This is a genomic window from Thorsellia anophelis DSM 18579 (genome assembly GCF_900111395.1).
GTDB classification, from domain to species: domain Bacteria; phylum Pseudomonadota; class Gammaproteobacteria; order Enterobacterales; family Thorselliaceae; genus Thorsellia; species Thorsellia anophelis.
The window spans coordinates 1-25,034 of sequence record NZ_FOHV01000013.1 but is presented as its reverse complement, the minus strand read 5'-3'; the positions used below and the strand labels follow the sequence as shown (position 1 = coordinate 25,034).

Here is a 25,034-nt window from a genome sequence, read left to right as displayed (position 1 = left end):
CTGGATTGAACCTTTGATTTGTTTGGCATTTCTACTCCTAAATTTTCCCTAAGGCATGATAGTAAATTCAACCTAATTGGATATTGTTCAATTGTCGTTCAGTTCTGGATTATGATTTATTTCGTTGAAATAGTTTTCTCTTAAGTATTCAATCAACTCAGCACTGTTAAATTGTTCACTGCCGATTAATTTTTTTTTCGATAAATCGGCTTGATAAGGTTGAGAATATACTGGCAAAGTTTGGTTATAATCTTCAGGACTAATTAACCTGGCCTGTTTTGCTGCTAAAAGAACGCGGCGAGTTAACTCTTCAAAACTTACTGTACCTTGTGCAATTGGCAATAAGGTATCGTCTTGCCCTAATAAAAAAAGTGCAGGAACAGATTGCACATTCAACGTTTCAGCCTGACCTTGATCGGTCCTATAATTTGGAAATTGTCCGCTTTCTAGAGGTCTACCATCCAAAGAAATTGGGAAAATTGTCATGCCAAATTGATGAGATAATGACTCTAGGATAGGCGCTTGTGCATGACAATAAGGACAATCAGAACGAAAAAAGAAAAACAAACCAGAGTGAGTTGCAATAGTTTTTAAAACCCTACTTGTATGCTCTGCTGCAATTTTATCCATTGCCTGAGAGGCAAAAGGTGCTAATGGTCTACGATTAACTTCATCTAAATTTGGATCCCCCATCACGATTTGTTGGCTCATATCAGAAAAATGTGAACTTTTATCCATCATGATTCTTTGAAGATATAGGTAAGCTTTAACATTTTCGGGAGTAGGAGTGTCGATAGCAATATCCATATAATGCTGCATATTTTCTCGAAACCATGCCGCTGTTAACGTTTTTTTGGGCTCTGTATTCGCTGAAGTTTCCGGTGATAACGGATTCATATTATCTAAAATTATTTCTTCTTCATTGTCTTCCTCTAAGGATTCTGGCAATGATTGATACCAAAACCACCCCTGTGAATTTTGGCGATAAAATCCTCGATTTTGGTCTGCTACCCTATTAGCTGATACCTCAGATGTTTGACCTAATACAATTAAGCTAACTAAACAAAAATTAAGTTTCGTTAACCTATTATTTATTTCTCTATATTTTCCAAAAATGCCAAATACAAAACTATTGAAAACTAGAATTAAAACAGTCATAGGTCACTCCATCAGATGTTTGATATTTTAATGATATAATACGAGTCACTATTGCTTAGTTATTGAGGAAACATTCTTAATTTTTTATGCTTTCGGAGTGTTATGCGGTGGATTTTGAAAATCAAACCCATTTTAAGAGAGTTTTTACGAATATATGATTAGTTATAGTTGCTATAACCAGCTAATCATTTTGATTAACTGGTTATAACTGATAATTTTGGTAATGAAGGGTTGTTAAGTTATAACAAAAATGCTTCCTTGCCTAATAGTAATAAAGCATCATTCCAATCCCACCCCTTTTGTTTTTCAGTTAAAACTAAAGGTGGATATTTTATCAATGCTTCAATACCCTTTTTTGCTAAATTAGCAGACAATGAATTAGCAACTTTAGCCCCTGTTTCACTTCTATCTAAATCAGCCCAAATAACAACTTTTTTAACTGATTTAGGTGGGTTAAAGGTTGCCATTTGATGAGCATTAATGCATGACCATATCGGCATTTGTGTTGATTGCATCACAGATAGTGCTGTTTCTATCCCTTCTGCAACTCCCATTAGTTCACTCTCAACCACTTCTCCCGATAAACGGATAGCAGATCCTGTAATGCTTTTTGACGACATAATCGGCATCATTTTTTTAGGCGTTGAAACCTTAGCTTTAGTGCCTTTAGAATCGAGATAAGTCCGCATTAAAGTAATATTACCTTCATTTGATGTTATCATCGCTAATAATGCAGGAAACGTGTTAACAACCTGATAATTAGCATCAAAATACTCAAGTGCCGGATGAAATCTTAATGCATTATCCATAGCGCCTAATCCCATAATGTCGATTCCACGATTTTGAAAATATCGCCTTGCAATCGTTGCATTAACATCAACTAGACTTATCGCTTGTTGCCAATTTTGAGATAAAATTTGACTTATCCATTTATCTCGCTGAATGGTTTTAACGCAAGGTTGCTTAAGCTTACTTTGATAGTCTATAACTTTAGACTTGTATGTATCAGGTAAACCCAGAAACCTTACAACCTGCTCAAGGCAATAAGTAAAATCCCAGCTTTTAACAGCCATTAATACAGCAAACCCATCTGGAAAATGACCACAGGTGTTACAAATAGCCGATCCTTTAAATACCTTATCTTTAAAAAATCTGAATCCATCTATTCCACCATGAATCGGACAAGCAACATGCTTTCCAATTTGATTCAATGCACTGTGTAATTCTGGTGCTAATCCAAATAAAATTATTTCCCATTGGTATTTTGCGTGCTCTTTGACATCTTTGATAGGGTAAAATTTTGACATATAAACTCCTTTTAAATGCCTGTTGATAAATTATTTTTCCACTTGTATTCAAAATCATAAAATCAATAAAATGAATCTTGTTAACTGCTTATCATTAAAGCAAATTGAAATACTCACAATTTAAATGCAGTGATAGCGCGTTCACATGAAAAAATAAAATGATGAATAATGCATGAAGCGCAGTTCCAACTTTTATAAGATGAAATGCAATTTAGTATCCTAAAGCCGTTTAAGTGGTTTAAGGCGATATACTTTGGTAAGCAAAAAAAGAAAAACTACAATTTCTTTAATTGTTTTATTTGATAACGTCACACGAATATCCTGTGAAATAATGAGTAATCATCCTAGCTCCCCTAAAAGGTCTAGTTGAGATTTGTCATTCTTTACATTTTGATTATCATGGACTTTTTGGTAATGGTTTTAGTTTTGTCACATATCATTTTAAAAACATGTGTCTAGACTAATTGAACGCTAATTTCGATTTTTAAAACATTTTAATCCTCGTCTTTAACGATAAAACTATGCTATTTAACCAAGTTAAATAGCATCAACACTTATCGTACATACGATAAGTGTTAGACTTTTCATTCAAAGTCACTTTAAAAGCTCTCTTATTTTAAAAATAATTCAAGGTGTGCATAGCACTTAAAGATTCATTTTTTTATGACCTTACTATCTGTATCTGATATGAGATTTCTTTATCCTAAGTTATCAGTTTGAGTTTTCTATACACAAAATTCAAACTTGTGGTACCAGTAAGTTGACGCAATTTTTTATTTACTAAAAAGAAAATTATGAGATAACTCAAGCTTCAGCAGCAATCAGATAATGGTGATCAAATTAACTATGCAATCAGATAAAAAAAACTATTCCAAACCAATTTTAACCAGAACACTATCAATCCATACCCTCCAGGCGCAGAGAATACTAGCCAGAATTTTCAAAAAACTGGTCACTCATTTATACGCGATTGATGTGATTTTGCCTGCAACAAATAAAACCGATACATCTATGGTTTTAGAACAAAAAACTCACGCCATATTAAAAACTTTTCAAGCGTCTATTGATGAAGAAATATTCTCAATTAAAGAAACCTTAACTAACCAAGTACCAACTGATAAAATCGACTATAGTCATATAAAACACTTTGACGCGAAAATCAGTTCTCCAAGCATCAGTCTTCTTGCTGATATTATCTGCTCAATTGATCTACTCATTATGTTTATGGACAGGTTGTGGTTAACCGCCCTCTTGTCGAGTCAACAGAGAGTAATTTTAATTAATCGATTAGAAGCTAGAACAGTTAAAATGATGCGTGAGATTGAAATTATTGTTTCACAAGCTAGTCATATTAATCATTCATAATCCCGTCCACGTTTAACTTGATGACTGCTTAATCAGGCATAATAATTGATTAAGCAGATACCAAATACACCATAACTACATAATCCAATAGCACTCCGCCCTTATATATAACAGTAATTTAATTAACTTACTTTTTTTTTAACTTTTTGTTAGACTGTGCGAGTTTTTTTAGGCATACAAATAAGCACTTAAACTATTCATACTTTCAATATTAGATGTTTTTAATTAAGGATTTTTACTAACATGAAAAAATATTTTGCCAAATTATCCATCGTACTATTCGCATTTGCTTTATTATCTGGCTGTGCACAGCAAGGAAATTTCAATAGCCACAGGGTTGAATCAAATGAGTTAGGAACTAAGTGGGGAGAAAGTACCCGTTCTTACTCAAAAGGAGTGAATGCAACAAGAGTTTCTGCGTCGACGCCTGATGACACTTTGGTTATACATTATGATGCTAATAGAATTGACAACCTACAATCAATGCCTTACATTCCATTTGTCGGTGATAGACTTGAGTTTGCAATTGTAGATGAAGATTTACGCCCAATGAATATCTATACAAATAATGGCTACAACTATCGATTAATGGGTAGAGAAGGTGAACGTTACCAATTACTTATTCGTAATAGAAGTGATTTCCCTTATGAGATTGTTGCAACAATTGATGGTTTAGATGTACTAAATGGCCAACCGGGTAGTTTTTCCAATAATGGCTATATTGTAGAAGGCAGAAATACACTTGTAATTGAAGGATTTCGCCAAAGCAACCAATCCGTTGCACTATTTCGCTTTAGCAAACCAGATGCTGCATACGCAAATAACACCCCAGCAGGTGATGCCAGCAACGTTGGTGTAATTGGTATTGCTGCCTTTGCATTGATGGCTGATCCTTCCATCAGCCAAATTCCAGCTCAAAGTGGGTCAAAACCTAATGCTTTTCCTGCCCAAAATAATCAAGGTCAATTTGCTCCGGCACCAATTAAAAGATAGTAAATAATCATTCAAAACATTTGTCATCCCCACAAAGAAATTGTGTGGGGATTGTGATATTTAAATCAAATGATAGTCTAAATTTTTACTGAGTGAGTCTTTCATTGAGCCTATCTATAATTGACTCATTCATCCCTTCAATTGCTTGATTCGTTAAAGACTCTATATCGATTTGCTCTAATTGGTTAAGATGTCCTGTTATACTCAATATAGCAAGCCATTCATCTAAATTAATCTTAGACCGATCCACAGATTGAATAACTTCTATCGGCATACCATCACAATTAGGTGATTTTGCTTGTCCAAAGTTATCATTCAGTTGTCTTTTCACCTGCTCTTGGAAAATTCTTCCAAGTGGGGATGAGTAACAACAATAGCTTTCCTTTTTTTCAGTACACACACCAAGCACTGATTGATGGCAATAGGCTCCAACAAAATGGCAGCTTTTTAGTTCTTTTTTAACCCCTAATTCAAATTCGTTCTGTTCACACTGCCAAATTATTTTAATCAAAAGTAACGTGACACTATAAATCATATAGGCTGTCATTACGCCACCTAAAACCGTACCAACGGCCCCTCCTAATGTAAATTGTCCACCACTCAGTAACCCATCAGCACCGACACTCCCCCCTACATTCGTAAATAGTGCAGATTGTGCTCCTGCACCAAATGTTTGACCAACCCATGACGCAGTTTGGTTAGTTAATGTTTGTAAAAATTGCGTTGCTGCTTGCTCAGCTCCAAAATTCTGAACGCTACTTGGGCTCGCTCCCATCAAAGCATCCCAAGAAGAGCTAAATGATTGATTAATGATGTGCCAACTATCTGTCACAGGTGCTCTGAGTTGATGCCAGCTTCCATAAATAGCTGAAGAGGGATCCATAGCTGTTATTATCGTATCTAACCGATTTACAGCACTTAAAAGAGAAATGTATTCACTAAGTGATATTCCAGATGGCGTATCACAACAATTAACAATCCCTCCAATTGCCTTTTTACAACTAGCTGCCTCTCCTTTAAATAACTGGCAATTCACATTACTATTACCCTCTATTGGCGTGCAACTTAAATCGTTTGTCATATCTTGGGCTAGATTTAATTTTGCTAAGGCCTCAGCAAAATTCGCTTGCTCAGTGACATGTGGTTTTAAACAATCATGCCCCATACAACGTATAGGGCCATCACATTGATAGTGAGTTTCTCGTTTTAAATTTGAAATCAATACATCCTTACCGCAGTCATATTGCATATGCCATGATTTACAATGTGTTGAATAACTATTTGATTGACCTGTTAATTGGTAAGCATCATCAAGTGTTTCATCGTCTATGCAAATTTTTTCAATAAGCTTACAATTTGGATTACTGACTTGCTGCTGGCAACCATCATAAAGTAATGTGCTTTCTTCTAAATTAACCTCAAAAATCTGCTCGCATTGCTGTAAATCTGGTAAATACTTAGTTTCTGTGATCGGGATGATATTTTCAACAGTGACACACCCCTCGAATGCATCTGGAAAAAGATTTGAAACGACACAATTAGGATGCCTAGCCTCAATAGCACAATCATAAGTATCAATAAATTGCTGGCACTCACCTGATTGATTAAATACAGTGCATTTGGAGGAGTAAAATCCGCATTCAGGCTGTTTTTCTAACCGAGAACAGAGCAAATTACTTCCCAAAAAATAGCTCTCGTCTTTAGCACTGACCTGAACTTTTCGACATAACGTAGAGATATTTTCAATCGGACTTGACTTAAATTGATTTTCACATACCTCAACGCCATTAACGATAGAACATCCATTAAGATGATTTGGCATATCTAAGCAGCTGATATCAAACTCCTTGAAATGATCTGGTATGAAATGGGCTGTATCAATACAACTAGCTGGTTGCCAGTCATCTTTTAATAATACCAGATTCGGATCATAATGAATTTTGACACTAGCATATCCCTCGCCGTATCCGGTAACTGATACCCTTATTTTCACTGACAAGGGCTCATCTCCTGCTTCTTTAAATACTTCGGTCAAATCAACATCTAATTGACGTTCCCAATCTGTATTTAATTCACAAGCTCCGGCTGTTTCAGGCGGGAAATTATCATTAGGCCCAGACCACACTTTGTTATTGCCTATCCAGACTTGCATATAGTCATCCCATTTAGCATAATCAAGCTTAGCTGAGATAATCGAATTAGGATTCACAACATTTAATTTAATTTCTTGTTCAAATATGCTGCAATTTCCATGCCAGTAATTATCACCCACTTCTCCTAACCACACGGTCAAGCAACCTTCCCCACAGTGACTTAAATTAAGTGGGCCTTCTGCATGAAAAATAACCCCAGCTTCATAATGGTGAGTAATCTCACAACTAGCGTGATCAACTCGGTATCTATCACACTGCTTAAAAGAAGGTTGTGGTGTATAGGGATCGCATTCATCAAAAGATTCAGTCAATCCATTAGGATTATTCAAAGCAAAATCACTGATTGACCAAATCGCATCGTCGGTTAAATCTGGTCGTGATCTTTGTTCAATGGCATTTAACAATTGGTAGGCGCTACCTGATAATGAAGGGTTTTTATCTAATTGAGACTGATGTGATTGGCCTAACTCTACCATTTTCGTATTATTACCATATACCTGCATTAATTCCTCTAAATTGACATCACCTTCGATTTCAGGGAAAAATTCATCAGCTTGAATAAGCATATTTTCTCCATTCAAATCAATTGTAAATTGTCCCTGCTGAGTATTTTCAATAGGTAATTTAAATTCATCTAATAAGGTTTCAGCAAATTGCTGCGCCTCCCACCCAGTTTCTGACATCCTATCAGCAAAAGCTACTCTTGATGGTTGTATAATAAGCGATATGCTCATGCATATGACTAAACATATACGACTAGTTGCTTTGATAAACCGTAGGTTTAATGCATATCTCCTCAAAAATTGTTTGAATAATTGAGTGCAATTAACCTTAATTAATCGATTTTCAATTAATTTTAAAAACAGCTCACCAAAAATATTTATCCCATTTTTGACTACAGTATTAGTAATTAATTCTAATTTAACTTGATATAACCATTGATAGAGCCCAAACATAATACATCTCATGCACTAGCCTCCTACCGTATTACAACAATCTTGCCAGCGCCAAATAAGATACACAGCATCTTCTCCTGCACCAGGTATAGTTCTCCATTCGCCCCACGTTAATGAACTCTGCCCAATTGCATGTGAACTTTGTGATTCTGGTACTGGATAAAACATGCTCATTTTATATTGTGACTTAATCATCATAGGCTCAATCACAGGACCACACAAAGCATCATTTCCCATGGTGCGCCTAGCAAGTCCACGTCTATGTGATGCTGCTATTGCCCTAGCAGCTAAATGGCTGGTATTTTCTGCAATTGACCCCATCGCTAGAGTATGACCTGATAAAGGATATAAATGCCCCCAACTTCCCACACACCAAAAAAGAGCATCAATAGGTTCGCCACTACTTGCAGCTATGGCATCGCTCATACAAGCAGTAATTGTCTCAGGGTAAGCAACACTTGCTGCTTCAGGTTGTGTAAAAAAAGCCAACTCATCATTCTGCCAAGTTGGGTCTAATTCGGAGGCGTACATTAAATCGAAAGAGAGATACCCTTCCTTATTGCAATGCCCATCCATAAACATATCTAGCATAACCATTAAGGGAAATGCATAGTAATGATAGTGATAAAATGCCAAATCACCAGCATCATAAGTCCCTTCACCATGAGTACCTTGCTGCCTATATTGACCTAATGGTAGCGTTATTCCTCCAAGTGTAGGGGAACATCCTGGCTTTCTGACTAATTCAATCAACCTAGCTGGTTCCCACATACTTGTAACCAGACCAGGAGTTGGCAGTCCAAGAGCATCATCACATAAGCATACTGATCGATCAGATGCACCTTTTGGGGCATTGCCACCAGTTAAATTGATCCCCGCAATTTTGATTGGAAATAAGCAAGACCAACAAATATCAGTAAGGAGTTTATTTGAAAAGACCTTTGCATCATGACAGGTTAAATTAACCTCAGACATTGCAGTTGGTGTAAACAAAACACCATAGATGGATAGGATTGATAGCAGTAAACTCATTTTTAGTTTACAACTAGGCTTTAAATCGCACTTCATAAATTTATCACTCCTTCGAATAATTTATATGTTTATATTTTTAATATGGTGCTAATAGAAAATTAAAGTAGGCGTTTTAATCTAACCTATAAGCAGCCTGATTGAATTTTGAATTGATTACCTTCCTGTACAATGAGTGTTGGTGTCGTCATAATATTAAATCGCCCTTCAACTGCTTCAGTTAAACGATAGACGGGCATACGAAATTCATCTTCTGTCGTTTTAAGCATTTGCCAAGCAGTTTGGGGTAACAAATCTGTTGCAATTAAGGTAACACGCTGATTTTGTATTATATTTTCACTTTTAATCTTATTGAGATATTTATGAATACGTTCTTTTTCTACGCTACGAGTAGGATTGAAAATAATCAAGTGTTGTTTAAATGGCAGATAACTGAGAGGATTAATCACTATTCCTTTTGAAACTAATACTTCCCCTTTTTCATTAAGTAGCGGTTCACTTAGTTTAATTGTTGGATCAATGTAATGCGTTTGACATGTCAATGCAGGAGGAAGAGTTTTTAAAGGTAAATTGAACCAAAAATTTTCATAAGCACGCTTTTTTTTATCTTCCCAATCAATTTGAGCTAATTTATATTGCATCTGTTCTATCAAATCACTTTCCACAATAGTCATACTTGGCCCATGGTGACCAAAATCATAACTATCATTAATTGACCAGGATTGATCACTCACATTTCCCATCAATATTTGGTCGAAATATTCTATTTTTGTTTTTATTTTCTTCATGAACCAATCCACACTATAGACACCTATAACCGTGGCAATTTGTTTATCATTCACTTTTGCAATCAACATTGGAACTAACCTGGCCTGTAGCGCATTAAATACAGTAGGGTCAATGAAAATATTTACAGGTGGGGTATGCTTGATTGCATATTGTCGCCAAAACGCCATCGTTTGCATTAATGTTTGATTTGGTAGCAATCCTTTAACAATTATATTCGCTTGGTAATGATGTGCTTCTTCAAAAATTTTAGTCAGTAAACTGTTACTCATCCCAGCTGAAACTAACATATCAAAAGAGAGAGAATCTGATAAATTTGTTGGACTATAATTGTTAACTTGGGGAGTACTATCAGATAACCAATACCCTAATTCACGTTTTTGTTGATCAAATACCTTATTAACTATCGCTATGCCTGAATCTATACTCATACTACTGTTGCTCATTAAGTCTTTGTTGATGTCATATTGACCAGTCAGATTATCTGGATTGATAGGTAATTTAGCTGAAGATTGTAGCTGAGCCAGAATATATAAAAAATGAAGAATTATCAATTTTAATACTGTTTGTGCTGAATATTTAGTGTATTTGCAAAGATGAAGCATATATTTTCCTTAACGTGAGATTTAAGTGAATGACACTCTTTAGCTTAAGGAAACACAATGGTGATTTTAGCGAAAAAGATTAATGCTATTTTGATGTTATGACTGTCTTTTCGGAATATAGTTAATAAACTACCGAAGGACGAGATTTTCAGGCACGCAGGATAGATGTAGGCAGCTTTTGGGAAGCATTTCTTATGATACTTAAATTGGGGGAAGTTAATAAGACAGAGTCATATAATTAATTGAATTCATTAATAATGTGATATTACTATAGGTTTCTTTTAGCTAAACTCTAATCCTCTTAGCATTAACTGTAGCAGTATATCAAAATATTAATTCAGTATTTTTAAACAGTGCAAGCGAACATAAAAGATTTTATTCAATAAACAGATAGCACAGATTATTTAATGATTACATGTTTTTTAATAAAGACAAAACCATATTAGGAACTTGGTTTGCTTGTGCAAGGGCTGCTATCGCTGCTTGTTGTAAAATTTGGGCACGGATCATATTCGACACTTCTAAGGCATAATCAGCATCTTCAATCCGACTTCTTGCAGCTGAGAGATTAACAATTGTTACGCTAGTTGTATTAATAACTGATTCGAGTCGGTTATGCATTGCACCTAAATTACCTCTCATCATATCAATTTTACTAATCGCATTATCAACAGTTGAAATTAACGATGTTGGAAGGACGGTATCAGGTGTCATACTGCCACTTACATCAATGACAAAATCAACTAAGGAAAAACTTTGTCCATCAAAGTCAAATGTCAATATTCCACCTTTATCTACTCCCGTGGTTGGATCGACAGGAATATAATAATCAGTATCAAATTCAAGTCCAGCCGCTTCTATTGCTGCAATATCACTTGGCACTGCGCCTGCTCTAAATGGTGTATTCATTTGTATGTAGTATTTGCCTTCCGCTTCAAAAAGTGTATTACTATTAACACCTAAGGAACCAGAGGTAAGGCCGAAATCTTCACCACCAATTCCTGTGATAGAAACGCCTGTTATCCCTGGTATTCCAGAAACGGCTGGCAACTGAGATTTAAACACTTCGACAGGAGTCACACCTATTGTTGGGTTAGTCATTCCCCCTTTTTTACCGCCATTAACGTTATAATCTTTTAATCCCAATGATTCAACGTTAGCTTTGTATAAATCAAGTTCAATGATATCGCCATCATTAGCACCTACTTGTAGTTTAAGTTTAGTATCACTATTGAGCGTTTTAATACCATTGAATTGGGTTTGACTCGATATTCTATCAATCTCTGCTAGACGTTGATCTATTTCAGCTTGAATTGAATCTAGATCAGATTGTGAATTTGACCCATTAGCTGCTTGCACTGATATTTCACGGATGCGCTGTAGATTGTTATTAATTTCATCCAATGCACCTTCCGTTGTTTGGATGATCGAAATACCATCATAAGTGTTTTTTCGAGCTTGACTGAGCCCTAATATATTTGATGTGAATCGATTAGCAATAGCTAAACCTGCAGGATCGTCCTTAGCACTATTAATTCTTTTTCCAGAAGAAAGCCTCTCAATCGCTGTACCGAGTGCTGATTGTGCTTTATTCAAGTTAAGCATGGCTGTTAAAGCCATTGTATTTGTATTAATTATCATGCCAGTTTATATACTATAACATCACAATAGATATGTTCTTGTTAATTGAATCAAAAAGACTAATAGCTGCTATCTTTTATCCCACATACCGTAGTGATATCGTACTTTTATTAAAATTCTTTAATTAAAAGAATAGTGATATTCAGATTATTATATAAACAATTAATTTTAAATGATTATTATTAACTAATAGCATTGTTCTGATTTTAATATAAATTAAAGATATGGGATAGTATTTAATTACCCAATAAATGACTAATATTTTGATCTAAAAATACAAATCACTTAAATTAAAATTGTGTTAATTCCTCCAAATTTTCCTTTTTAATAAAATCATTATAAGCAAGGGCATTTCATTAAAGAGGATACAAAAAGGTAGGGTATATGCTAATGATTAAAAAAAACTTATCCTTTTTACCATCGGATGTAACGAAATTTAATTACCATAAAGGAATCGCTCGGCCAATAATATCCATTTGTTTCACTGAGCCAAAATATCTAGAATCAAAACTTGTTTCACTTATGCCACTGAACCAATATTCTTTCGAATCAATCGTGAGGTTTCTTATAAAATAATCAGGTCTCATCCCGAGTTTACTTGCAAGATTCATACCAAAATTAATCGGCTTATCATTAATCATGACATATTTCTCCGTTACTTGAACTTCATCTCCTGGTAATCCTGTGAGTTGTTTTAGCATAATTGTGCCATCTTGATAAAGCGGTTCTAAGTTGGTTGCTCGAAATGCATAGAATCTATTTTTGATAAGATTTTTATCCCACTTATCTATAAGATAAAGACTGTATTGAGGTATACACCTGTCGTCTTGGCTATCAAAGCCGATAAAGTATCGTTTACTTACGTAAGCCAATAACAGAATAATAAAGCTGCCTATGATAACCATTTTTAGTAAAAATAGTTTTGGCGGGATTAATCTAATAAATAAATTCATTGGTTCTTACCCTATTCATGTAATATCAATGCAATTAATGCCATAATGAAACATATATTCTTTTTTAATTTAGATAAGGTTGTACAAGCCAGTGTATTGGCAGATAGTAATCTCTAGGTGCACCATGTATTAAACTCGCATCTAGTATGATTATTCCTTGTTCTGTTAAGCTTTCTAGTCGAGCCTTTACGTTCAAAAGATGAGTTTCAATCTCATTTTCTGATAATGTTTCATAAAAATAATCGAGTAACTCTACATAATCAACAATTGCAATTGCTGGCATGAGCTCTTTTTGATCCTGCATTATGGAGTTATCAGAAAACCAAATGCTAAGAAAAATAAGATTAAAAACAAAACATAAAAAACTTAAGCTTTGCCTATTGATTATGATAGAAAGTCTTAGCTTAGCGCTCTTAAAAATTAAGTGGTGTAAAGTTTGATTATCCATAGAATTCGATTTGGCATACTTATTACGAATTTTTATAAACTGTTTCTTTGCTTTTTTATACCTATGATTTAAGATAATTGTGTGCGTATTTTCTTGGGTATTAATATCCACCATATTTTTACAACCTCACTTAGAACAAAATGAACCTAAATAACTTAGCCTTAGCGAGTCGTCTTACTGCACAAGATAAGGCATCGGTAAACTTTATTTTTAGTTATTTTGTATGTTTTAATAATGTCAAAATAGCGTTTTCTGTACTCATACCCGTATCCGTTAGCATTTTAATTGCCATCACATCTTCAGCTTTTGAGGAATACAATAATTTATGAAATGGATCAACCATAAGTCTTCCTATCCCTGCCCCTCGCTCTGTTAAGAAAAAAATTTCCGAATATAGACCACTTACTGTATGAACTGTTTTAAGTAGTTCATATCCTGCATCATTTAAGGGCAAGCGACCTTCTTTTTTAAGTTGGTTTACTGTTTCTGTTTTTTGACCTAATAGATACATATTGGCACTATTTTCAACAATTGCTTTACCTGTTGGGCTATTGTAGAGATCATTGACTGATTGAGTGACAGTTACAGCACTACCACCATATTTTCTAAATCTACGATACCCCGTCTCAATAAATTTACCGACATCACCATTTGTCAATAAATCCCAAGCTTCATCAATAAATAAAATTTTATGTCGGTCCCGAATGCCTAAATACATTTCTTGTTGAATCTGATAAATTAATTGAAGTAAAACAACTTGTTGTAAGTTTTTACGACCTTTTAACTCCTCTAACTCCAGTACTGTAAATCGGCTATCAAATTTAAGGTGCTCCGTCCCCATAAAAAAACGCCCATATTCTCCTGACTCAGTAAAGGGGTACAACTGCTGACCTACATCCCGAATACGAATATCTTCATGTGTTTTGAGCACATCAGCAATATCATCAACTTTCATCTCCCTTCCTTTTTTTAACCACAAACGATGCATTTCTCGTTTTAGATGAGCTGATTGAAAGTCTGTCAATTTTTCGGTAGGTGCGGCCATTGCACTGACTAATCCAACTAAAATATCCGCTTCTTCTTCATATTCTTGTACGATTGCAAAAGGATTGAGACCAACTTGGCTAGATTTGCCAAATTGCAAAAAAGTACCACCGAACAATTCACACAATTTTTCATATGAACGACCAACATCAATTACCCAGCACTGCCCACCTAAAGCCAGGTAAGAAGCAATCATTTCATTTACTAAAAAAGATTTACCTGAACCAGATTGAGCTGCGATACAACAATTAAAATTACTACCTGAATCATATAAAGACATATCCATTAATTGCCCTGTTCTTGAAATCAAATTAAAGGCAGGTGTGCCAGTACCTTTCCAATCGCTAAAGATAGGCAATAATGCACTTGCATGCTGTGTTGCTAATGTTTTATAACGAAATAAATCTTTGATCGCATTTTTATCAGCAACAAACGGTAAACTATTTAACCAAATCGGTAATGAAAAAAATTTATCTTCCATGAGCTCAAAACCTAGCTCTTTATAATAAGTTCGTGCATTTGATACATCACTAATTGCTTGGCTGGAACTATCTGAAATTAAAACCAAATTGAGCATTAACTTTAATGGCCTATCGCCTGCTGTAATGGCTTCAAATAGCACATCAAATCCATGTTTTTTTTGGGCAAGGATTGGAACAAATTTGAGCATTGGTCCATAAGCTTGATTAATCGCCCATTGTCTTTTAGTTTCAAGTGTCGCAATTTGTGCTTCGCTATCAGGAAACTGTAAAGTAGCAGTTAAATAAAATCGGCCAAATATACCTCGACTGCCTGTCATTTTATCTCCAGCATAATGAGCTGCATGACCAAAATATACTCTGGATGGTAATCGTTTAAATGAAAGTGTCTTGATGGTTTTTGTCCCTAGCTGAAGGCCATCATAAGATACGGTTAATGCAGTGTCATAATCAGTGACTTGTTCATTCAGTGGTTTATCTTCTTCAGCTAAGTTAGGATGGTCTTGTATAGGTCTATCTACATTAATTAAATCTGATAGATAAGCAAGATAATCGGATTCATTTAGAGCTTTATGCTCAAAACCGATTGTTTTTAAGGTTTGATTCATTGCCTTTTGCAATTGACTCGCTTTTTGCATAGCTTTATCAGAGGGCAATAATTTTTCTATTGGGATTTTACATGTGATTAATAAATTAAACTCTCTAACTTTTAATTGACTATGTTTATCTAATTGCGCAATTGCTCCTTGTTTTAAAAACTCACTTCTAGCAGAGATTGCAGCACGCAAAAGTCTATCTTTTTGACTACATCTAATTGACTTAAAATTAATAAGCTTTCGATTTATATTTGGATTAGCAATTAAGCAAAATTGTACTATCGTATCTTTTGGCCAATCGCTATTAAGTAATACATTCAGTCTATCAGCGGTTGATTGTTCAGCACCTGAAAGGGGCTCTGCTATGAATCCAAATGCTAAATACTGATCATTTAAAAAAAAGAGTTTATCTGATGAATTATAAGCAAGGACATTTAAAAATTGGCTAAGCCTTTTGTGAGTGATCAATTTATTCATTTGTGTCTTTTAACCACTTTGCTAAAGATTCAGGCATTCCTTGCTTAATGCGACCAAGATGATTAATTATAAATGGTACAGATGCAATACCAAATATTTGAGCGGTAATCATCCGTTTTTGTATGACGCCATAATGAAAAATACTATCGCAGTTAGCATTTTCTAGTGAAATGTCATTAGCTAATAATTGCTCTAGTGCATCCTGTTGACTTGGCTGACAATTAAGTGATTTCACTGCATTGATTGATTTCTCCCCTAACAGAGGCAGTGCAATCACCCAAAACGTATAATCCGCTATTAGTGTATTGGCTTCTTTAAGAAGTTGATGGCAATACGGACAGTATGGATCAATAAAAAGAATTACATCACGCTTACCACTACCAAGCTTTATAGGGGACAGTGCTGTAAGATCAAAATCTAATTTACTTAGATCAATCGTGCTGACAGCGCTTAGGATGTCTTGATATCCAGTCAATAAGCGCTGTTGCCAAAGATCGTAGATTGTGCCTTCCAATATAAATCGACCATTTTCCGTCATATATCGAATAGAATCACCGTCCGATATGGCATGAATACCCCGACCTATTTGCACCATATCTTCAATAACGGGTTGATTCATTACTCCACTTGCAAACGAAAAAGGAGCAATTAGAAATAGCATGCTAATCATAACCTGATGGATTTTTTTCATCATGAAGCATTTAATGCCTAAGTAAGAAGATAATGAAAAGCTGAAAATTATATTTTGTTTTATCATTCTAAATCCTTATAGAATAAAAGACCTACACTCCATGTAGGTCTTTTTGGCAAGCCGATTAAGGTGTGATTAGTATTGCAATTGCTGGAATAGTCAAACCAATTGACTCAGATGCTAAAGGTAGCGTTGCAGACATCACGCTTTCAACAACTGTTGGCGTATTATAAAGTCCCATTCCGCCACCGATTCCAAGCGCAAATGCCATTAAACTTTGCCTTGCAATCCCCCCCACTATTCCGACTAACACCATTGCCCCTGCGACAATTCGTCCTAAAGTGCCTTGTGTCCATTCCTTTAATGTGTCCCATACATCACTAAACGCATCTCCTCCAGATCCTGCAAAAGCAGGCTCTATAAAGAGCACAGAAAATAGAGCAAGCAGGCATGTTTGCCCTAAAAACCGGTTTAAGTACTTATGCGAATGGTTGTTTTTATTGCGCGGTACTAAAATTATCATAGAATTTAATTGGTTTAAAATATGCATATAACACTCCATGTCATGTTGAATTAAAATTGATGGCCTAGCAACATCACAATCAATACCCTTGTCCGATAATCCATTTGGCAGGTTCAACTTCCGTGAGAATAAATTCTCCAAGATGAAGATCCCCTTCACCATCTTCCCAAGGCGTGATCAAGATGCGCATAATTTTTGCCTCTGTTCTAGTCGAATTACTAAACGCCATTGCTGATTTAGATAATTGTGTGGTATTTCCTGAATTAACAAGGAGTGGATGAAACTGTGATGCTTCAATATCCCTGCTTGTGGTTATCTTATTTGTTGTGTAATCATGGGTATCAGTTAATGCATATACCTCACTTGCCGAAAGACACTTCACACCATTTGGCATGCCGCTACAACTATACTCTGCTTGACCTATTCCTAATTGACTACATCCAACAAGTAGAATGACACCCAAACAGAGGCTTATTAAATATACTATTTTTATTTTAATTCTTGTTGTCTGAAACATTCTCATTTTGTTCATCATTCCTTTAATTTTGATCAGTATAAGCAGTTACTTTTAAACCGCTTAGTTAGGTTATTAATCATGTCTTTTAAAACTATAGTACTAAACCCTTAGTAATTATAATTTCAATTTCTCTTGCAGCATCAATCTCAATCACAGGAAACATATTCTCAGCCATATCTAAATAGAATTTTGCAATCCTATCGAGCGCCTTTCCTGTACCTTTAATTGCAGCACCTTGCAGTGCATCACTACTCAATACACTTTGGTAGAGTGGCGTTCTGCCTATATCATTCATCTGTATCGCCTGAATTGGATTAACATCAAATGCACCTGAAAGCCCTTGTAAAAATCCGGCCATCATTGATTTAGCCACTAATTGACCCTGTTTTGAAACTAACCGCCCGCGAATACCCGCTTTTCCATCTTCTCCAGCAGCATACCCTTCTAGCGGCGTTTCAATCACATTGTTATCTTCTAAAACGCATGAGAGCGTTTCACCCCTTAAATAGGCTCGCTCTGAACTTAAATCGCCATACCCTCCCATAATTAAAAAACACTCTCGTATATCACTGCGATGTCGATTAGGTAAAATCGCTTCTTTTTGTATCCTTAATAAAGCAGGAAATGGCTCTCTTTTGGCAGAATCATGTGTTGGTGCATCCATGCCCGTAATTAATCGACCTTGGATTATAGAGCCCGCTAAAAGGCGAATAGATTCAGGAGTAGGTTTATCTTCGACTATTTCTATCACAGGTTTTGAAATAGTTCGGATTGCCATTGCGCTTGGTGTAGGCTGGATACCATTATTTACTACTATATTGCCTGAGGTCTCTATCGCCTCATAAAATCGTCTGTTTGGCTCAATTGATTGATATACCGGTAAGATATCTTTAGCAATCCCTGTGGCTTTTATTGCTCTTGCATCTGAACTTAAGTTATTAAGCTCAGAATCATCATTAAAATCTACCGTTGTGCCTGGCTTATTTATTATTATGTTCTCTGGTGATATTGGCGAACTCTCTTCAATTAACTCTTTGGACTGAGCCTTAACTGGGTTAGGTGGTATTTGTACTGATGAAGAGATGACTTCAGTTTGCTCAGAGTTAACGAATGATTTATTTTGCTTTTGCGTCTCATGTTGGATTTTTTTTAAATACTGTGTCTCTTGGTATAGTGTATTGACTTCTTTTTTTAATTGATCGTTCATCAACTCGAGTCTTTTTAATTGAGCCGATAAACTATTTAAACTGATTTCACGTGTATTGGTATCAGTTAAGACGTGTTTTATCGTTGGTCCTGAAGGCATTTTATTATCAGATGGTTGACTTGGCATAATGAGATAAATGAATATTGCAACGATGCCAAGCATACTAATGACAACAATCAAGCGTTTATGCGCATCACTTAAATTTTCCCATAACTGTTTCATTATCATTTTCCTAATGATTGGCCGAATTAAATCTACTTAGTTAAAGTGATTCAATGTATTGAATAAAGGTCTTATTTTGCTCGATTTGTTACCACAAACATCTCAGTAGACTGCCCTGGTTGTAATTTTTGATAAGGAAAAAAACTAATCGCTTTGACTAAGAAGCCTTTACAAGAGGCTTCATTCAATGAAACTTGTTCTTGCGTAAGATTTGTAACTTTAGTGATATAAACAATTAACTCTTCGCCAATTAATGTAATCGCATCGGATAAACCATGATCAACGCCTAGTTGATAACATAAAACTAAGTCTTGGGTTAATTGTGTCCGTCTTTGTGTGTAGCCACTTGGTAATTCATTTCTTGCAACAGCTGTCAATATAGTTTTCAGATTGCTGATATAATCTTTTGATTTAATGTCTTTGGGATATGTCGTCCATTGTTTATGGGCAATATTATCTAGATTCAGTATCTCTAATGTCACAGTTCGAGGTGGTATCCGTTTAGCAACTAGAGTTAAAGAGATAGCTCGGTGAGATTGATTTGATTCTGTAATAAATAAAGAAACAGGTTCGTTGTGATTGACTAAAACATAAAGCACATTCCCCTCAATTTCGATTACTGCTTCACTACTCGTTTTAATTTCGGGCTGTATAAAAGGTGTTTCTATCCGATTGAGATGATTCACAGCGATAGGTAGCAAAAAATTCACACCTAGCTCAACCAAATAATGATTATCTGTTATCTCGTCAATTTGAACTGAATTTTTGTCCATGTGTATATCTTGTTTTAATAATTGCTCATTTCCCTCATCCATATTCTCATCCATCAAAGAGTTTTCTACATTTTCTAAATGAATCATTTCGCCGTCTGCTACCTCGATATTATTCATACTATTTATCTCTCCATCTTCAGTATTGAGATTTGATTCTTCAACGTTTAACTTTTCCGCACGTTCAGACATGACTTCGTCGCTAAGGACGTATTCTGATATTTGTGCAATCGGCTCAAGTATATCTGCATGAGCTTGTATTGGTAGATGGGATGCTATTATTATGCTAAATAAACCACGCTTTAAATTAGCTTTTAAAGCGCGATAGGTGGGATAATGGTTTATCCTTAATCGAGTTTGAATAAACATGCTAATAGTTGTATTGGTCATAAAAGATTCCTTTCTTGTTTGGTTAATTGTCTAACAATATTGCGTAATATTATTTTTTAATTAGGCTATCCCTTTACTTTCGAATTTAGTTTTGGTTGGCCTTCATAGGTATCCATCCAAATCAATGTAGGAGCATATTGGTTAATTTGGATAATAAATTCATAGGTTCGTAATTCTCTTTGGACTTTACCTGCAAGCCCTGAAATAAAAGAATAGCCTGTCACGAAAATCTTATCTGAATTTTCCTCAGTTTCTATTTGCCTCGGTTGAAAACTTAATGTGACATTGTCATCTTGTATTTGTTGAGTTTGCATAAGAAGTACATCGATAACTAACTGATAAATTTCAGGAGCAAGCATCGGTGAGATAGCTTGTTCTATGAAGGTCACATTACCTGGACTCACATTGCCAATTAAATCTGCAAAATAAAGTGCCCAAGAACTGAGATAGGTCTTAGACGCTGTCGTTTTTTTAACTGTCACGTCATGACTTAAATTAGGAGGTACTAATGTCACTATGACTTCTTTATTGAAATTCATAATGCAGAGCAGTATCAAACAGGTAAATAGAAACAAAATAATCACTTTTAGGTATCGGTTTTCTAAATTCAAAGATTGCCAGTTAGTCGCAAGTTTAAAAAATTTCATGGCAAATACCTGCGCGTAAAGGGGTTAGGAATCGTGTTCGCTCGAGAGGGCAATAGACCAATCCAGTAGATAAGATGAAGCAAATATCCATCTGGCTTACCATTGCGGTAACGTCTATATATTTTGGTGATAAGCAAACCGACAATAGTTAAAATAAGAGCTTGATTAAGAATGATGCCAATTACAAGTCCAATCATAATTGGCGCCATTTCATCCGCACTCCATAATAAAAAATGTGGAGGCTCATCGATAAGTTGGGGGATATTAATAGGTTTCATACGTCTCCTTGTTTCAATTTACTAAAACAATGATGTATGAATAATATATTGATGGATAACCAATAGTTCTAATTTAATTTAATCTATTAGTAATTCAGGTTAAGTAAAAAATCATTTAAAATTCAGATTAGTTTAAATGAACAGCCTGAAGGAAAAACCTCTGCTTTCTAAAATTGGGAAACTTGATAGCAAAAAATTGAATCGACTTATGAGAAAAAACTTCGCACCATCATACTCGTGATGAGTAATTGAATTGTTGATTAAAACTCGTTATTCCTTATTAATTCAATCATAGAATATATTTTGGTTAAGAGCCCATATTGAAAATCAAATCGATTCTATTGTGACTAAGCATTCAAATACATCCTATAGTTTCAATATACTCAAATTATTTCAATCTGCAGGAATTGATATCACTCACATTAATTTAGTAGAGCCTAATGATACCAAAGCCTGCATCTTGATTTGTATTAAGTAAACAACATGATATTAATATAAGATAACTAGCTATAAAAGTGTATTCTGGGTTATGGTCCACTATCTATAAAAATAGGGTGTGTTCGTGTTGTTCCTGATTCACCCAGCCCGTCAACTGGTGTGACTCGTAAAATAACGGTATCACCTATCATTGAGCGCCGAATATTCAACCCTGGTATAGCTGCAATTCTTAATCCATTTAAACGAACAGTCTGCCCTTCTAATAAAACTTCATCTGTTGAGCTCAGCACCCACTGAAACGTTGAGTTATCAAGAGCGTTAGTTCCTGGAATAAATTCATAACGACCTGCCAAAGTTGGGAATTGAGAATTCGCATCCATAATCTGCCCAAAAACATCCTTCACTTGCGGCGCTATATAGTCAGTAGATCCTATAATATGTGAGTATTCTATTCCATTTTTTCCATTAGAATCGATAGGCAAAATTTTGAGTTCTAATACTTTCCCTGAAAATCTAGGTTCCATAGGTAAGTCAGGGATAAAGCTTAACCCTCGAGATTCATCTACAACTGACGCACCTTCTACAATTGTTTCTCGAAGCGTTTCGTCTGTTGAATAAATCATCCAGCGATAAGTGGACATATCGGTTGTACCCTCTATACCAATAAATTGATAACTCGCTCTAAATACAGAATTTTCACCTGGAGGATTAAGATTATCAAAGCTAATATAATCAACTCTTAAATTACTAATTTCGGGAATTTGGTAGAGAATCTCTGTCGTATCAATTTCATTCTCTGGCCCGTCTAATCCATTACCATCAAAAGGAAATACAGTTAATCTAAGAATATCTCCAATTGCTTCTATTGGGATGATAAACTCTGTTACCAAACCCTGCCCAGTTGGGAATCTTGTTGTATCGCCTGTTTTTAAAACTTCATTCTGATTGACTAATGACCATTCGTAGATTGAATTATCAGGACTATTAATACTAGAATGAAAACGGTATGTGGCCGCAAGAGATTGGCCAACTCGATATTCAACCTCTTCAAAATTATCTTGATTACCATTAATAAACGCTAGCTGATCAATATAAGGGAATAAGTATTGTATCTCACCAGTTTGAACTGTCCTTTCTCTACCTCGTATTCCTTTTGTATCAATTGGCACAACGGTGAGTTGAATCACGTCTCCTAGTGCATGTGCAGGAACAACAACTGGAGAGATATATCCTAAAGGATCAGCAGGAGGTTTAGTTGTTTGACCTTTACCTAATACCACTCCTGAACCAATAACTTTCCATTCATACTCAGATTTATCAAAAGGATTTTCACCTTCATTAATGCTATAAAAACCACCTAATCGTTGTCCAACTGAAATTAATCCGTCTGGCATATTGCGAGGATAAATAAGTCCTATATCTGTTATAATAGGATAAAGATAATCTACAATTAAAGAATCAGCTGTTTGAGGCTGACCATCTCTACCTGAACTATCTTTAGGATAAATAATAAGGGTAAGTACCTCACCCGCAGCGCTTAATGGAGCGATAAACTCTGGAGTTTGCCCTAATCCATTTTCACTCGTTGTTTCACCACTTTCTAGGATGGCTCCAGTTGCTTTTATTTGCCATGCATAGCTTGAATTATCAGTAGAACTATCCACAGGAATAAATCTATACTGGCCTTTTATAGCATGATCGACTAAAAATACATCATTATCATCTAAATAAATAATTCTAAGATCACTCACTTCTGGTTGTAACTGCTTAACAATATCAGTTGACACATTTTCAAGATTTCCAATACGATTAACGCTATCAACGGCATTAATAATCAAACGAATAGATTTACCTACATATTCAGGCTGAATTTGAATAGCTGGTATAGTACCATTTTGTGCGGTACCATTTTGAATCAGTTCATCATCACCAACTTCCCAATTATAAAGTGAACGATCTTCAGCTTGGGTATAACTGGTAAACTCATAGGTACCGCGGATAACTTGATTAACTTCTAACCCAAGTGGTGGTGGTTCATTTGTCTCTGTTGTATCATAAATAATTGTTAAATTATCCACTCGAGGTAAAGGTTGAATGTTTGTAGTGCTGACACTTCTTGGTTGCCCCTTTAGTTCTTTACCATCAAGAGGAAAAATGGTCAGAACCAAATGGTCTCCGACTAAATCTGAAGTTAGTATTAATGGAGAAGTGAGTCCCTGTGAACCTGCATTAGCTCTAGCCGGTAATGTGGGACCAGCTTGAATAATGTCATTTGTTAAAGCGCTTCGCCATTCATAAAGAGAGATATCTTCCTGATCAGTTCCAAATTGCATTTTATACTGACCATAAATTAGATCATTAACGACAATACCTTCAGCTTCAGTAAATCGACTAACAATACTTAACTCAGATAAAGTTGGCGCATATTGTATGTCATTATTCTCATCTCGCGTTGTAACAGTGACAACCTGTCCTCGTATTAACTGGTTGCTCTCTAATTTTATCGGCAAGACAGATACTTCTAGCACCTGCCCTAAATGAGATTCTGTTAAAACTTCAGAAAGAGAATCAAGACTACCAGAATTAATATTTGTATTTGCTAAAGAGGCCGTTGTCCCCTCACCCCCCCACCAAAAAAGGGACCTATCCTCTGCATTATCATCTCCATTTGAGATAAAATTATAATCAGCTTTTAACTGTTTCTCGAGCGCAAATTCACCAGTAATTCGCAGTGATTCAATTACCGGCGGTACAATTTTTGGTTGAACAATCCCTCCAGCTTTGGGACCTGTAATTAAAAATGTTTTACTTCCTTCATTTGGAAATTGGGCCGAAGCGCCTTTATCTGGTGGTTCTTGTGCAAAATGATAATTTAAATCCCACACTTTAATGGTAGAGCCAATAAATGGTACACCATGCTTAGCATGAGCTTTATAAATAAAGCCGATTCGTTTTCCAGTTGCCTCTTCAGGAATTTTTAACGCAGCCGTTCTAAGACCAGTAAAAACAAGACTTGGCTCTATTATAGAACCGGGGTAAAGTTGATTAGTAATTAGAGTAGCTGTTAGTTCTGACCAGTTACTAATTTCTTCCCAAGTGTAATGGTCAAGTTTTTTTGTAAGGTTTTTTAGCCTGTTTTTAGTAATTCTCTTCTTTTTTGTAATGGCGTCATGTAGCCAATTGCAGAGTTAATCCTAATGTTGTTGTAATATCTAATATAACGCCCCACAGCATCATCTACTGCTTGATGGTTAATAAAGCTTAAATCATCCAAGTATTCAAATTTAATGTTCCTAAAGAAGCGCTCTTGGACAGCATTATCCCAGCAATTACCTCTACGACTCATGCTCTGAGTAATCCC

Annotated in this window: 20 protein-coding genes; 2 read left to right on the top strand and 18 right to left on the bottom strand. The window is 35.4% G+C overall.

Features of this window, described 5'->3' with window-relative positions:
• Positions 1-87: 87 nt before the first annotated feature.
• Entirely contained in the window at positions 88-1,158 is a 1,071-nt protein-coding gene (gene traF / locus BMW37_RS09015) for a conjugal transfer protein TraF (RefSeq protein WP_093319943.1), read from the bottom strand.
• A 239-nt stretch (positions 1,159-1,397) separates the two neighbouring features.
• Positions 1,398-2,465 carry a DUF7146 domain-containing protein gene (locus BMW37_RS09010; RefSeq protein ID WP_093319941.1) on the bottom strand — a complete coding sequence of 356 codons (1,068 nt, stop codon included), beginning with the start codon at positions 2,463-2,465 and terminating at the stop codon, positions 1,398-1,400.
• Between the two features lie 846 nt (positions 2,466-3,311).
• Here BMW37_RS09010 and BMW37_RS09005 point away from each other — a divergent pair.
• Both BMW37_RS09005 and BMW37_RS09000 read left to right on the top strand, forming a co-directional pair.
• On the top strand, positions 3,312-3,830 hold the full coding sequence (locus tag BMW37_RS09005; protein WP_143047626.1) for a hypothetical protein: 519 nt from the start codon (positions 3,312-3,314) through the stop codon (positions 3,828-3,830).
• 243 nt (positions 3,831-4,073) lie between these two features.
• Positions 4,074-4,823, top strand: a complete 750-nt coding sequence (locus BMW37_RS09000; protein WP_093319937.1) for a hypothetical protein — start codon at positions 4,074-4,076, stop codon at positions 4,821-4,823.
• Positions 4,824-4,908: 85 nt separating this feature from the next.
• Here the strand turns inward: BMW37_RS09000 and traN are convergent, their stop codons facing one another.
• From traN to BMW37_RS08920, 16 genes are all read right to left on the bottom strand, one after another.
• Complete coding sequence (traN, locus tag BMW37_RS08995; RefSeq protein WP_093319934.1) at positions 4,909-7,944, bottom strand: conjugal transfer protein TraN; 3,036 nt, start codon at positions 7,942-7,944, stop codon at positions 4,909-4,911.
• Positions 7,945-7,947: 3 nt separating this feature from the next.
• The gene (locus BMW37_RS08990; protein WP_425441779.1) at positions 7,948-9,000 is read right to left on the bottom strand and encodes a TraU family protein; all 1,053 of its coding nucleotides are present in this window, start codon (positions 8,998-9,000) and stop codon (positions 7,948-7,950) included.
• An 86-nt stretch (positions 9,001-9,086) separates the two neighbouring features.
• Complete coding sequence (locus BMW37_RS08985; RefSeq protein ID WP_093319932.1) at positions 9,087-10,352, bottom strand: TrbC family F-type conjugative pilus assembly protein; 1,266 nt, start codon at positions 10,350-10,352, stop codon at positions 9,087-9,089.
• Positions 10,353-10,763: 411 nt separating this feature from the next.
• On the bottom strand, positions 10,764-11,993 hold the full coding sequence (locus BMW37_RS08980; protein ID WP_093319930.1) for a FliC/FljB family flagellin: 1,230 nt from the start codon (positions 11,991-11,993) through the stop codon (positions 10,764-10,766).
• Positions 11,994-12,433: 440 nt separating this feature from the next.
• Positions 12,434-12,946, bottom strand: coding sequence for a S26 family signal peptidase (locus tag BMW37_RS08975; protein WP_218139500.1), 513 nt, complete (start codon positions 12,944-12,946; stop codon positions 12,434-12,436).
• 64 nt (positions 12,947-13,010) lie between these two features.
• Positions 13,011-13,250 (bottom strand): hypothetical protein, encoded by a 240-nt coding sequence (locus BMW37_RS14935; RefSeq protein WP_177168626.1) that lies wholly within the window; start codon positions 13,248-13,250, stop codon positions 13,011-13,013.
• Positions 13,251-13,608: 358 nt separating this feature from the next.
• Positions 13,609-15,990 carry a type IV secretion system protein TraC gene (gene traC, locus BMW37_RS08965; protein ID WP_093319925.1) on the bottom strand — a complete coding sequence of 794 codons (2,382 nt, stop codon included), beginning with the start codon at positions 15,988-15,990 and terminating at the stop codon, positions 13,609-13,611.
• The gene (locus BMW37_RS08960) at positions 15,983-16,684 is read right to left on the bottom strand and encodes a DsbC family protein (protein ID WP_177168625.1); all 702 of its coding nucleotides are present in this window, start codon (positions 16,682-16,684) and stop codon (positions 15,983-15,985) included. Before BMW37_RS08960 ends, traC begins: the two co-directional genes overlap by 8 nt.
• A 121-nt stretch (positions 16,685-16,805) precedes the next feature.
• A complete protein-coding gene (traA, locus tag BMW37_RS08955; RefSeq protein WP_425441778.1) occupies positions 16,806-17,231 on the bottom strand; it encodes a TraA family conjugative transfer protein in 426 nt (141 codons plus the stop codon).
• Between the two features lie 52 nt (positions 17,232-17,283).
• Positions 17,284-17,727 (bottom strand): TraV family lipoprotein, encoded by a 444-nt coding sequence (locus tag BMW37_RS08950; RefSeq protein WP_177168624.1) that lies wholly within the window; start codon positions 17,725-17,727, stop codon positions 17,284-17,286.
• A gap of 85 nt (positions 17,728-17,812) precedes the next feature.
• A complete protein-coding gene (locus BMW37_RS08945) occupies positions 17,813-19,150 on the bottom strand; it encodes a TraB/VirB10 family protein (RefSeq protein ID WP_218139498.1) in 1,338 nt (445 codons plus the stop codon).
• A 71-nt stretch (positions 19,151-19,221) separates the two neighbouring features.
• Positions 19,222-20,310, bottom strand: a complete 1,089-nt coding sequence (locus BMW37_RS08940; RefSeq protein ID WP_093319917.1) for a TraK domain-containing protein — start codon at positions 20,308-20,310, stop codon at positions 19,222-19,224.
• Positions 20,311-20,375: 65 nt separating this feature from the next.
• Positions 20,376-20,957 carry a TraE/TraK family type IV conjugative transfer system protein gene (locus tag BMW37_RS08935; RefSeq protein WP_093319915.1) on the bottom strand — a complete coding sequence of 194 codons (582 nt, stop codon included), beginning with the start codon at positions 20,955-20,957 and terminating at the stop codon, positions 20,376-20,378.
• The gene (traL, locus tag BMW37_RS08930; protein WP_093319912.1) at positions 20,954-21,235 is read right to left on the bottom strand and encodes a type IV conjugative transfer system protein TraL; all 282 of its coding nucleotides are present in this window, start codon (positions 21,233-21,235) and stop codon (positions 20,954-20,956) included. The genes BMW37_RS08935 and traL overlap by 4 nt, the downstream gene beginning before the upstream one ends.
• Positions 21,236-21,762: 527 nt before the next feature.
• Positions 21,763-24,558, bottom strand: coding sequence for a hypothetical protein (locus BMW37_RS08925; RefSeq protein WP_093319909.1), 2,796 nt, complete (start codon positions 24,556-24,558; stop codon positions 21,763-21,765).
• 242 nt (positions 24,559-24,800) lie between these two features.
• Positions 24,801-25,034 (bottom strand): integrase core domain-containing protein (locus tag BMW37_RS08920; protein ID WP_143047624.1); only part of this gene is annotated, 234 nt, incomplete at its 5' end.

Coding starts and splice junctions, on each gene's coding strand:
- traF (WP_093319943.1), bottom strand. CDS start 1,158: ATGACTGTTTTAATTCTAGTTTTCAATAGTTTTGTATTTGGCATTTTT.
- BMW37_RS09010 (WP_093319941.1), bottom strand. CDS start 2,465: ATGTCAAAATTTTACCCTATCAAAGATGTCAAAGAGCACGCAAAATAC.
- BMW37_RS09005 (WP_143047626.1), top strand. CDS start 3,312: ATGCAATCAGATAAAAAAAACTATTCCAAACCAATTTTAACCAGAACA.
- BMW37_RS09000 (WP_093319937.1), top strand. CDS start 4,074: ATGAAAAAATATTTTGCCAAATTATCCATCGTACTATTCGCATTTGCT.
- traN (WP_093319934.1), bottom strand. CDS start 7,944: ATGAGATGTATTATGTTTGGGCTCTATCAATGGTTATATCAAGTTAAA.
- BMW37_RS08990 (WP_425441779.1), bottom strand. CDS start 9,000: ATGAAGTGCGATTTAAAGCCTAGTTGTAAACTAAAAATGAGTTTACTG.
- BMW37_RS08985 (WP_093319932.1), bottom strand. CDS start 10,352: ATGCTTCATCTTTGCAAATACACTAAATATTCAGCACAAACAGTATTA.
- BMW37_RS08980 (WP_093319930.1), bottom strand. CDS start 11,993: ATGATAATTAATACAAATACAATGGCTTTAACAGCCATGCTTAACTTG.
- BMW37_RS08975 (WP_218139500.1), bottom strand. CDS start 12,946: ATGAATTTATTTATTAGATTAATCCCGCCAAAACTATTTTTACTAAAA.
- BMW37_RS14935 (WP_177168626.1), bottom strand. CDS start 13,250: ATGCAGGATCAAAAAGAGCTCATGCCAGCAATTGCAATTGTTGATTAT.
- traC (WP_093319925.1), bottom strand. CDS start 15,990: ATGAATAAATTGATCACTCACAAAAGGCTTAGCCAATTTTTAAATGTC.
- BMW37_RS08960 (WP_177168625.1), bottom strand. CDS start 16,684: ATGATGAAAAAAATCCATCAGGTTATGATTAGCATGCTATTTCTAATT.
- traA (WP_425441778.1), bottom strand. CDS start 17,231: ATGCATATTTTAAACCAATTAAATTCTATGATAATTTTAGTACCGCGC.
- BMW37_RS08950 (WP_177168624.1), bottom strand. CDS start 17,727: ATGAGAATGTTTCAGACAACAAGAATTAAAATAAAAATAGTATATTTA.
- BMW37_RS08945 (WP_218139498.1), bottom strand. CDS start 19,150: ATGAAACAGTTATGGGAAAATTTAAGTGATGCGCATAAACGCTTGATT.
- BMW37_RS08940 (WP_093319917.1), bottom strand. CDS start 20,310: ATGACCAATACAACTATTAGCATGTTTATTCAAACTCGATTAAGGATA.
- BMW37_RS08935 (WP_093319915.1), bottom strand. CDS start 20,957: ATGAAATTTTTTAAACTTGCGACTAACTGGCAATCTTTGAATTTAGAA.
- traL (WP_093319912.1), bottom strand. CDS start 21,235: ATGAAACCTATTAATATCCCCCAACTTATCGATGAGCCTCCACATTTT.